8 protein-coding genes are annotated in these 8,771 nt (G+C 61.4%); 7 read left to right on the forward strand and 1 reads right to left on the reverse strand.

The genetic code is table 11. The features are described from left to right. Positions 1–78 precede the first annotated feature (78 nt). Positions 79–897, forward strand: coding sequence for a PPK2 family polyphosphate kinase (locus tag Q0O99_RS15195; RefSeq protein ID WP_293752820.1), 819 nt, complete (start codon positions 79–81; stop codon positions 895–897). A 61-nt stretch (positions 898–958) separates the two neighbouring features. Here the strand turns inward: Q0O99_RS15195 and uraH are convergent, their stop codons facing one another. Continuing rightward, complete coding sequence (gene uraH, locus Q0O99_RS15200; RefSeq protein WP_293752821.1) at positions 959–1,312, reverse strand: hydroxyisourate hydrolase; 354 nt, start codon at positions 1,310–1,312, stop codon at positions 959–961. Positions 1,313–1,481: 169 nt separating this feature from the next. Here uraH and Q0O99_RS15205 point away from each other — a divergent pair, with 169 nt between their 5' ends. From Q0O99_RS15205 to Q0O99_RS15230, 6 genes are all read left to right on the forward strand, one after another. Then, positions 1,482–2,147, forward strand: coding sequence for a GntR family transcriptional regulator (locus Q0O99_RS15205; protein ID WP_293752822.1), 666 nt, complete (start codon positions 1,482–1,484; stop codon positions 2,145–2,147). Positions 2,148–2,174: 27 nt separating this feature from the next. Then, positions 2,175–3,140, forward strand: a complete 966-nt coding sequence (puuE, locus tag Q0O99_RS15210; protein WP_293752823.1) for an allantoinase PuuE — start codon at positions 2,175–2,177, stop codon at positions 3,138–3,140. A 96-nt stretch (positions 3,141–3,236) separates the two neighbouring features. After that, entirely contained in the window at positions 3,237–5,012 is a 1,776-nt protein-coding gene (uraD, locus tag Q0O99_RS15215) for a 2-oxo-4-hydroxy-4-carboxy-5-ureidoimidazoline decarboxylase (RefSeq protein ID WP_293752824.1), read from the forward strand. Continuing rightward, on the forward strand, positions 5,009–6,274 hold the full coding sequence (locus tag Q0O99_RS15220) for a M20/M25/M40 family metallo-hydrolase (RefSeq protein WP_293752825.1): 1,266 nt from the start codon (positions 5,009–5,011) through the stop codon (positions 6,272–6,274). Before uraD ends, Q0O99_RS15220 begins: the two co-directional genes overlap by 4 nt. 2 nt (positions 6,275–6,276) lie before the next feature. After that, on the forward strand, positions 6,277–7,119 hold the full coding sequence (locus Q0O99_RS15225; RefSeq protein WP_293752826.1) for a phytanoyl-CoA dioxygenase family protein: 843 nt from the start codon (positions 6,277–6,279) through the stop codon (positions 7,117–7,119). A gap of 199 nt (positions 7,120–7,318) precedes the next feature. Next, positions 7,319–8,771: nucleobase:cation symporter-2 family protein (locus Q0O99_RS15230; RefSeq protein WP_293752827.1), on the forward strand; the 1,453-nt coding region annotated here is incomplete at its 3' end.

Here is an 8,771-nt window from a genome sequence, read left to right on the forward strand (position 1 = left end):
ACTGCAAATCAATGCCTCAAACATAAATCGGTGCGCCAAACAACGGGCTGGGGCTGACAAAGTGCCTACACTTTCTCCATGCAACACAATGACTACACCCCTTGGTATGTCTCTCCCCAGAGCCAATTCAAACTTTCGGACTTTGACACCGAGCCCCCCTCCAAAGGATTGCCCTCTGGCGACGAATTGGAGGAGCACTTGGCAGACATGGGCGAAAAACTCGACAAACTGCAAAGCACCCTGCACGCGGCCAAAACCCGGGGCTTGCTGGTCGTATTTCAGGGCATGGACACCGCGGGCAAGGATGGCGTGATCCGCAGCGTTTTCAGCCACGTCAGCCCCTTGGGCGTGCGAGCCGAGGCTTTTGGCGTGCCCACCGATCTGGAAAGCCGCCATGACTTTTTGTGGCGCATCCATGCCAAAGCGCCTGCGCGCGGCGAAATGGTGATTTTCAACCGAAGCCACTACGAAGATGTGCTGGTCACCCGCGTGCGGGGCATGATTGACGAGGCAACTTGCCAACAACGGTACGACAACATCCTGCACTTCGAGTCTTTGTTGAGCAACGCGGGCATCACCGTGTTGAAGTGCTATTTGCACATTTCCAAATCCGAGCAAAAGAAACGCCTGCAAGCCCGGCTGGAAGACCCGCGCAAACACTGGAAGCTGCAGCCTTCGGATTTTGCCGACCGTGAACTGTGGCCTCAATTTACCCATGCCTACGAAGAGGCCCTGAGCGCCACCAGCACACCCGAATCCCCGTGGTACGTGGTGCCCGCCGACAGCAAGCCTTACCGGGACAGTTTCGTCGCCGGGCTGATCGTGCAAACCCTGGAAAACATGAAACTCAAGACCCCGAAACCCACATTTGACCTGTCCAAAGTCAAACTGACTTGAGTCCTCATCTGGTCAACAGATCCGATGGGGTCGCATCACCGGGGACATGTTGCGGTGGCTTTCAAGAGCCGCGATAGGTCGAATAGCTCCACGGGCTGGCCAGCAGCGGCACATGGTAGTGCTGGTCTTCGTGGGCCACGCCGAAATCCAGGCTCACTTGGTTCAAAAAGTTGGGCTCGGGCAATTCCACGCCCTTGGCCTTGAAGTAGTCGCTCACATTGAACACCAAACGGTAGGTGCCTTGGCGCAGGCTGGCGTGGTCGTACAGCAGGCCGTCGGGGTTGCGGCCGTCGGGGTTGAGGGTGAAGCTTTTGACCAAGGTGGCCTGATCGCCTTGGGTGGTGTACAGGGCCACCTGCATGCCCGCAGCGGGGCAGCCGTGCATCGTGTCCAGAACGTGTGTGCTCAATCCCATGGTTTTGCTCGCTTGCCTTGAAGAAGGGTCAAAAGGGTGGTTTTGGCCAGGCTTTGAAAAGCCCGTCAAACCGGTCGACTGAAGTGTATACAATTTTGCTTTTGGTGGCTATGATTTGCACCACCGACACAAAAACACCTGGGCACACCCCGCAAAGGGACCGCGAGACATGGAAACTTCCACCACGCACCACATTGTCGAATCGCTGACCCGCGCCATCGTGGAGCACCGGCTTTTGCCGGGCTCGAAACTGGCCGAACAAAAGCTGGCCGACCACTTTGGTGTGTCGCGCACCTTGGTGCGACAGGCGCTGTTTCAGCTCTCGCAAAACCGGCTGATCAAGCTTGAGCCGGCCCGCGGCGCGTTTGTGGCCGCCCCCTCGGTCGAAGAAGCGCAACAGGTGTTTGCGGTACGCCGCATGCTGGAAGCGGAGATGACACGCGCCTTTGTGCAACAAGTCACGCCTGAGCAGATCGCGGCACTGAAAGAACACATTGCCCAGGAACGCGAAGCCGTGACCCAAGGCGACATCACCGGTCGAACCGAGCTGCTGGGCGACTTCCATGTGCGCATGGCCGAGCTGATGCACAACGATGTGCTGGCCCAGGTGCTGGGCGAGTTGATCTCGCGCTGCGCCCTGATCACGCTGATGTACCAGTCGCGCAACGAGGCAGAGCACTCGACCGACGAGCATGTGGCCATCGTGGCGGCGCTGCAAGCGCAGGACTCGGACCTCGCCGTGCGCCTGATGCACGAGCACCTGCTGCATGTCGAAGCCAGCCTGACCTTCGACCGCAAAGTCCCCACCCACGACATTTCCCTGGCCTTGGCCTGAACCTTTGAGCACCTGCAAGAGCACCGCATGAGCACCTACGACAGCACCCTCCCCTACCCCCGCGACCTCAAAGGCTACGGCCGCCATGTGCCGCACGCGCAATGGCCGGGCGGCGCTCGCGTGGCGGTGCAGTTTGTGCTGAACTACGAAGAAGGCGGCGAAAACTCGGTACTGCACGGCGATGCGGGTTCCGAGCAATTTCTGTCTGAAATGTTCAACCCTCCGTCCTTCCCCGAGCGGCACATCAGCATGGAAGGCATCTACGAATACGGCTCGCGTGCGGGCGTGTGGCGCCTGTTGCGTGAGTTTGAAAAGCGCGGCTTGCCGCTCACTGTGTTTGGCGTGGCCACCGCGCTGCAAAAGCACCCCGAGTTAACAGCCGCCTTCAAGGAGCTGGGTTACGACATCGCCTGCCACGGCCTCAAGTGGATTCACTACCAGCACATCGACGAGGCCACCGAGCGCGCCCATATGGCCGAGGCGATGGAGATTATTCAGAAGCTGACCGGTGAACGCCCACTGGGCTGGTACACCGGGCGAGACAGCCCCAACACGCGCCGACTGGTGGCCGACTTTGGCGGCTTTGAATACGACAGCGACTACTACGGCGACGACCTGCCCTTTTGGATGAAAGTGCGCAAGAGCGACGGCACCGATGCGCCGCAACTCATCGTGCCTTACACGCTGGACTGCAACGACATGCGCTTTGCGCTGCCGCAAGGCTATTCGCATGCCGACCCGTTCTTTCAGTACATGAAGGACACCTTTGACGCGCTGTATGCCGAGGGGGATCCAATTGCTGACAACGCCCCAAAGATGATGAGCATCGGCATGCACTGCCGCCTGCTGGGCAGGCCTGGCCGCATCACCGCGCTGCAACGCTTTTTGGACCACATCCAGTCGCACGACAAGGTCTGGGTGGCCAGGCGCATCGACATTGCACGGCACTGGAAAGCCACGCACCCTTATGCCAGCCAGGTCCCGCCCCTGTAGGAGCGGCGTCACCGCCGCGAAAATTCCTTGCAGGCCACGCGCCATCGCCCCGAGTTCGGGGCTCCCACAAAAGCCAAAAACAGCACCAGGACACACATGACACTGACCTTGGAACAACTCAACAGCGCATCTCAAGCCGATGCCGCCCAAATGCTTGACGGACTGTACGAGCACTCGCCCTGGATCGCCGAGCAGGCGCTCAACAAACGCCCCTTCACTTCGCTGGCGCACCTCAAGCACGCCATGTGCGACGTGCTGGCGCACGCCGGGCGCGACGCGCAACTGGGCCTGATCCGCGCTCACCCCGAACTGGCAGGCAAGGCCATGGTCAGTCAAACGCTGACGGCCGAATCGACCAACGAGCAGTCCAAGGCAGGCTTGACCCACTGCACCCCCGAAGAGTTCGCCAAGATCCAACAACTCAACGCCGACTACAACGCCAAGTTCGGCTGGCCCTTCATCCTGGCCGTGCGCGGCCCACGCGGCGTGGGCTTGAGCAAAAAACAGATCATCGAGGCCTTTGAGCGCCGCCTGTTCGGCCACCCCGACATGGAGTTGGCTGAGTGCCTGCGCAACATCCACCGCATCGCCGAAATCCGCCTGAACGACAAGTTTGGCGTGGAACCCACGCTGGGCCACAGGGTTTGGGACTGGCAAGAACAACTGGCCCAGCACAGCGACCCCGGCTTTGCCGAGTTGGGCCAGCTGACCGTCACGTACCTCACCGACGCCCACCGCGCCTGCGCCCAACGCATCACACAAAACATGCGCGACTGTGGTTTTGACGAGGTGCACACCGACGCCGTGGGCAACGTGGTGGGCCGCTACCACCCCGCCACAGCGGGCGGCAAATACCTGATGACGGGCAGCCACTACGACACCGTGCGCAACGGCGGCAAGTACGACGGTCGCTTGGGCATCTTTGTGCCCATGGCCTGCGTGCAGCAGCTGCACCAGCAGGGCAAGCGTTTGCCCTTTGGCATCGAGGTCGTGGCCTTCGCCGAAGAGGAAGGCCAGCGCTACAAGGCCACCTTCCTCGGCTCGGGCGCGCTCATTGGCCAATTCAACCCCGCCTGGCTGGACCAACAAGACGCCAACGGCATCACCATGCGCGCGGCCATGCAGCACGCGGGCTTGAACATCGACGACATCGCCAAAATCCAGCGCGACCCGGCGCAGTACCTCGGCTTTGTCGAAGTGCACATCGAGCAAGGCCCGGTGCTCAATGAAGTGAACATCCCGCTGGGTGTAGTGACGTCCATCAACGGCAGCGTGCGTTACCTGTGCGAGGTCTTCGGCACCGCCAGCCACGCGGGCACCACCCCCATGGACCGCCGCCGAGACGCGGCCTGCGCCGTGGCCGAACTCGCGCTCTACATGGAGCAACGTGCAGCGAAAGACGGCGACAGTGTGGCCACGATTGGCCAGCTGCAAGTGCCCAACGGCTCGATCAACGTGGTGCCCGGCCGCTGCCTGTTCAGCCTGGACATGCGCGCCCCCACCGATGCACAGCGCGACGCGCTGGTGGCCGATGTGATGGCGCAACTCGACCAGATTGCCGAGCGCCGTGGCGTGCGCGTGAAATCCGAGCTGACCCTGAGCGCCAACGCGGCCCCCAGCGCCCCCGAGTGGCAAGCGCGCTGGGAACGCGCCGTGAGCGCCTTGGGCGTGCCGCTGTTCAAACTGCCCAGCGGCGCAGGCCACGACGCCATGAAACTGCACGAAGTCATGCCCCAGGCCATGCTGTTTGTGCGCGGCGAAAACGGGGGCATCAGCCACAACCCACGCGAATCGACCACCAGCTGCGACATGCAGCTGTGTATCGACGCCTTCACCCATGTTTTGCACCAACTCTCTCAGGAATTGTCATGAGCACCCCCATCGTCAATCAAGAAAGCCAATACCAACAACTTGACGCCTGGATCGACGCGCACTTTGACGAGCAGGTCAAGTTCGTGCAAGCGCTGGTGCAGGTGCCCACCGACACCCCGCCCGGCAACAACGCGCCCCACGCCGAGCGCACCGCCGAGCTGCTGCAACCCATGGGCTTTGTGGCCGAAAAACACACCGTGCCCACAGCCGAGGTGAAAGCCTATGGCCTGGAGTCCGTCACCAACCTGATCGTGCGCCGCAAATACGGCGAAGGCAAAACCATTGCCCTGAACGCCCACGGCGACGTGGTGCCGCCCGGCGAAGGCTGGACACACCCGCCCTACGGTGGCGAAATCCATGGAGGTGCCATGTACGGACGCGCCACCGCCGTGAGCAAGTGCGACTTCTCCACCTTCACCTTTGCCACCCGCGCGCTCGAATCGCTCAATGCAAAGCTGAAGGGCGGTGTGGAACTGCACTTCACCTACGACGAAGAATTCGGCGGCGAGGTCGGCCCCGGCTGGCTGCTCGCCAAGGGCCTGACAAAACCCGATTTGATGATCGCCGCAGGCTTCAGCTACCAAGTGGTCACCGCGCACAACGGCTGCTTGCAAATGGAAGTCACGGTGCAAGGCGAGATGGCGCATGCGGCCATCCCTGAAAGCGGCACCGACGCGCTGCAAGGCGCGGTGCACATTTTGAACGCCCTGCACGCCCTCAACACGCAATACCTCAAGGTGACGTCCCAGGTCGAAGGCATCACCCACCCCTATCTGAACGTGGGCCTGATCTCGGGCGGCACCAACACCAACGTGGTGCCCGGCAAAGTCAGCTTCAAGCTCGACCGCCGCATGATCCCCGAAGAGAACCCCGCCGAAGTCGAAGCCAGCATTCGCCAAACCATTGCTCAAGCTGCCGCCAGCTTCAAGCCCCCACGCGGCGGCAATGGTCTGCAAGTGGATGTGCGCCGCATGCTGTTGGCCAACGCCATGAAACCCCTGCCCGGCAATAAGCCGCTGGTCGATGCGATCCAGAAACACGGCGGCCAGGTCTTTGGTGAGCCCATCCCCGCCATCGGCACACCGCTCTACACCGACGTGCGCCTGTACGTGGAACGCGGCATCCCCGGCGTGATCTACGGCGCAGGCCCGCGCACCGTGCGCGAGTCCAACGCCAAACGCGCCGACGAGCATGTGCAGTTGGAAGACCTGCGCCGGGCCACCAAAGTGGTGGCGCGCACGTTGCTGGATTTGCTGGCTTGAACATGACCGCGCCGCAGCTGGAGACCCTGCGCCAGCGCGTGCAGGCCTGCACCACCGACCAGGATGTGGCCGACTATCAGCGCGACGGTGCGGTGTGCATCCGCAACTTGTTCACACCCGAAGAAGTAGAACTGCTCAAAAGCGGCATCGAGGCCAATCTGGCCCAGCCCAGCCCGCGTGGCATGGTGGCCAGTCGGCCGGACGACCCGGGGCGGTTTTTTGAAGACTTTTGCAACTGGCAAGACATCCCGCAGTACAAGCGCTTCATCTTTGACACGCCCTTGGCCGCACTGGCGCAGCGCCTCATGCAAAGCACCACGGTGCGCCTGTACCACGACCACCTGCTGGTCAAAGAGCCCGGCACGCGCCAGCGCACACCCTGGCACCAAGACCAGCCTTATTACAACGTGGACGGCCTGCAGAACATCAGCTTCTGGATTCCGGTGGATCCGGTGTCCCGCCCCTCCACGCTGGAGTTCGTCGCGGGCTCACACCGTGGCCCTTGGCTGATGCCGCGCACCTTCATGACGAACCAAGCCAAATGGTTCCCCGAAGGCTCGCTGGCCGAATTGCCTGATATCGAAAACCACCGCGAAGACTTCCCCATCCTCGGCTGGGACTTGCAGCCGGGCGACTTGGTGTGTTTTCACATGCTCAGCCTGCACGCCTCAGCAGGCGTGGACGGCACGCAGCGCAGGCGGGTGTACTCGGTGCGCTTTTTGGGCGACGACATGACCCACGCGCCACGGCCTTGGGTGACCTCGCCGCCCTTCACCGGACTGGACCAAGAGCTGCCTGCTGGGGTGCCGATGGACCATGCGCTGTTTCCGTTGATGTCGGTTTGAGTTGACCAGCGTGCACTGAAAGCCGCCGCCCTTCGGGGTTCAGGCGGTTTTTTGCGTCCGGGGCCATTGACCTTGAATACACAGGGTTTTCACGCATCCACATCGCATTCTATTTTGTATACAGTTTGGAACGCAAAGAAGCACACATTTAGTTTTTTTTGCAGTTTTCCCCCCTGTTTACTTTTCAGGAGACCCCTCCATGAGTTCAACCATCCACCCCGTTGACGAGCATTTGCCCAATGGCAAGCTCGCCGCTTTGGGCCTGCAACATGTGCTGGTGATGTATACCGGCGCGGTGGCCGTGCCCCTGATCGTCGGCCGCGCCCTCAAGCTCAGCCCTGAGCAAGTGGCGATGCTGATCTCAGCCGACCTGTTTTGCTGCGGTTTGGTCACGCTGATCCAATCGCTCGGTGCCACACAGTGGTTTGGCATCAAGCTGCCCGTGATGATGGGCGTGACGTTTGCGTCTGTGGCCCCGATGGTGGCCATGGCCAACAACAACCCGGGCGTTCAAGGCGCAGGGCTGATCTTTGGCGCCATCATTGGCGCGGGGGTGATCTCGATCTTGATTGCGCCCATCGTGAGTCGCATGCTGCGGTTTTTCCCGCCTGTCGTCACCGGCACCATCATTGCCGTCATCGGCATCAGCTTGATGCGCGTGGGCATCAACTGGATTTTTGGCAACCCCTTCGGCCCTACAGCGCCCACCATTCCCAACCCGGATCACCTGGCCTGGCTCGATGCCGCCAAACAAGCGGCCAGCACAGGTGCGGTGCCCCCCGTGCCTGCAGGCATGAACATCGTCGGCACGGTACCCAACCCCAAGTACGCGCAGCTGTCCCACATCGGCATTGCTGCCATCGTGTTGGTGTCCATCTTGCTGATTGCCAAGTACGCCCGTGGCTTTGTGGCCAACATTTCGGTGCTGCTGGGCATCGTGATCGGTGGCGTGGTGGCCACGGCCGCTGGCCTCATGAACTTCGACAAAGTCAGCAAAGCCGGCTGGTTTGACTTGGTTCTGCCCTTCGAAATCGCCACGCCCGTCTTTGACCCGATCCTGATCCTGACCATGACCTTGGTGATGATCGTGGTGATGATCGAGTCGACCGGCATGTTCCTCGCACTGGGCGATCTGACCGGCAAAAAAGTCGACCAAAAAATGCTCACCGCAGGTCTGCGCACCGACGGTCTGGGCACCCTGATTGGCGGTATCTTCAACACCTTCCCATACACCAGCTTCTCGCAAAACGTGGGCCTGGTGGGTGTGACGGGCGTGAAAAGCCGCTTCGTCTGCGTGGCAGGCGGCGTGATCCTGATCGTGCTGGGGCTGCTGCCCAAAATGGCGGCCCTGGTGGAGTCGCTGCCCACCTTTGTGCTCGGTGGTGCGGGCTTGGTGATGTTTGGCATGGTGGCCGCCACCGGTATCCGCATCTTGGCCAGCGTGGACTACAAGGGCAACCGCAACAACCTGTTCATCGTGGCGATTTCGATCGGCTTTGGCATGATCCCGCTGATCGCGCCGCGCTACCTGCAGTGGATGCCGCACAGCATCCACCCGCTGATCGAGTCGGGCATCTTGCTGGCCTCTATCAGCGCTGTGCTCTTGAACCTGTATTTCAACGGTTCTAAGGGTGACAGCAGCGAAGCGATCG

It is taken from the genome of Limnohabitans sp. Rim8 (assembly GCF_945901735.1).
GTDB lineage: Bacteria > Pseudomonadota > Gammaproteobacteria > Burkholderiales > Burkholderiaceae_C > Limnohabitans_A.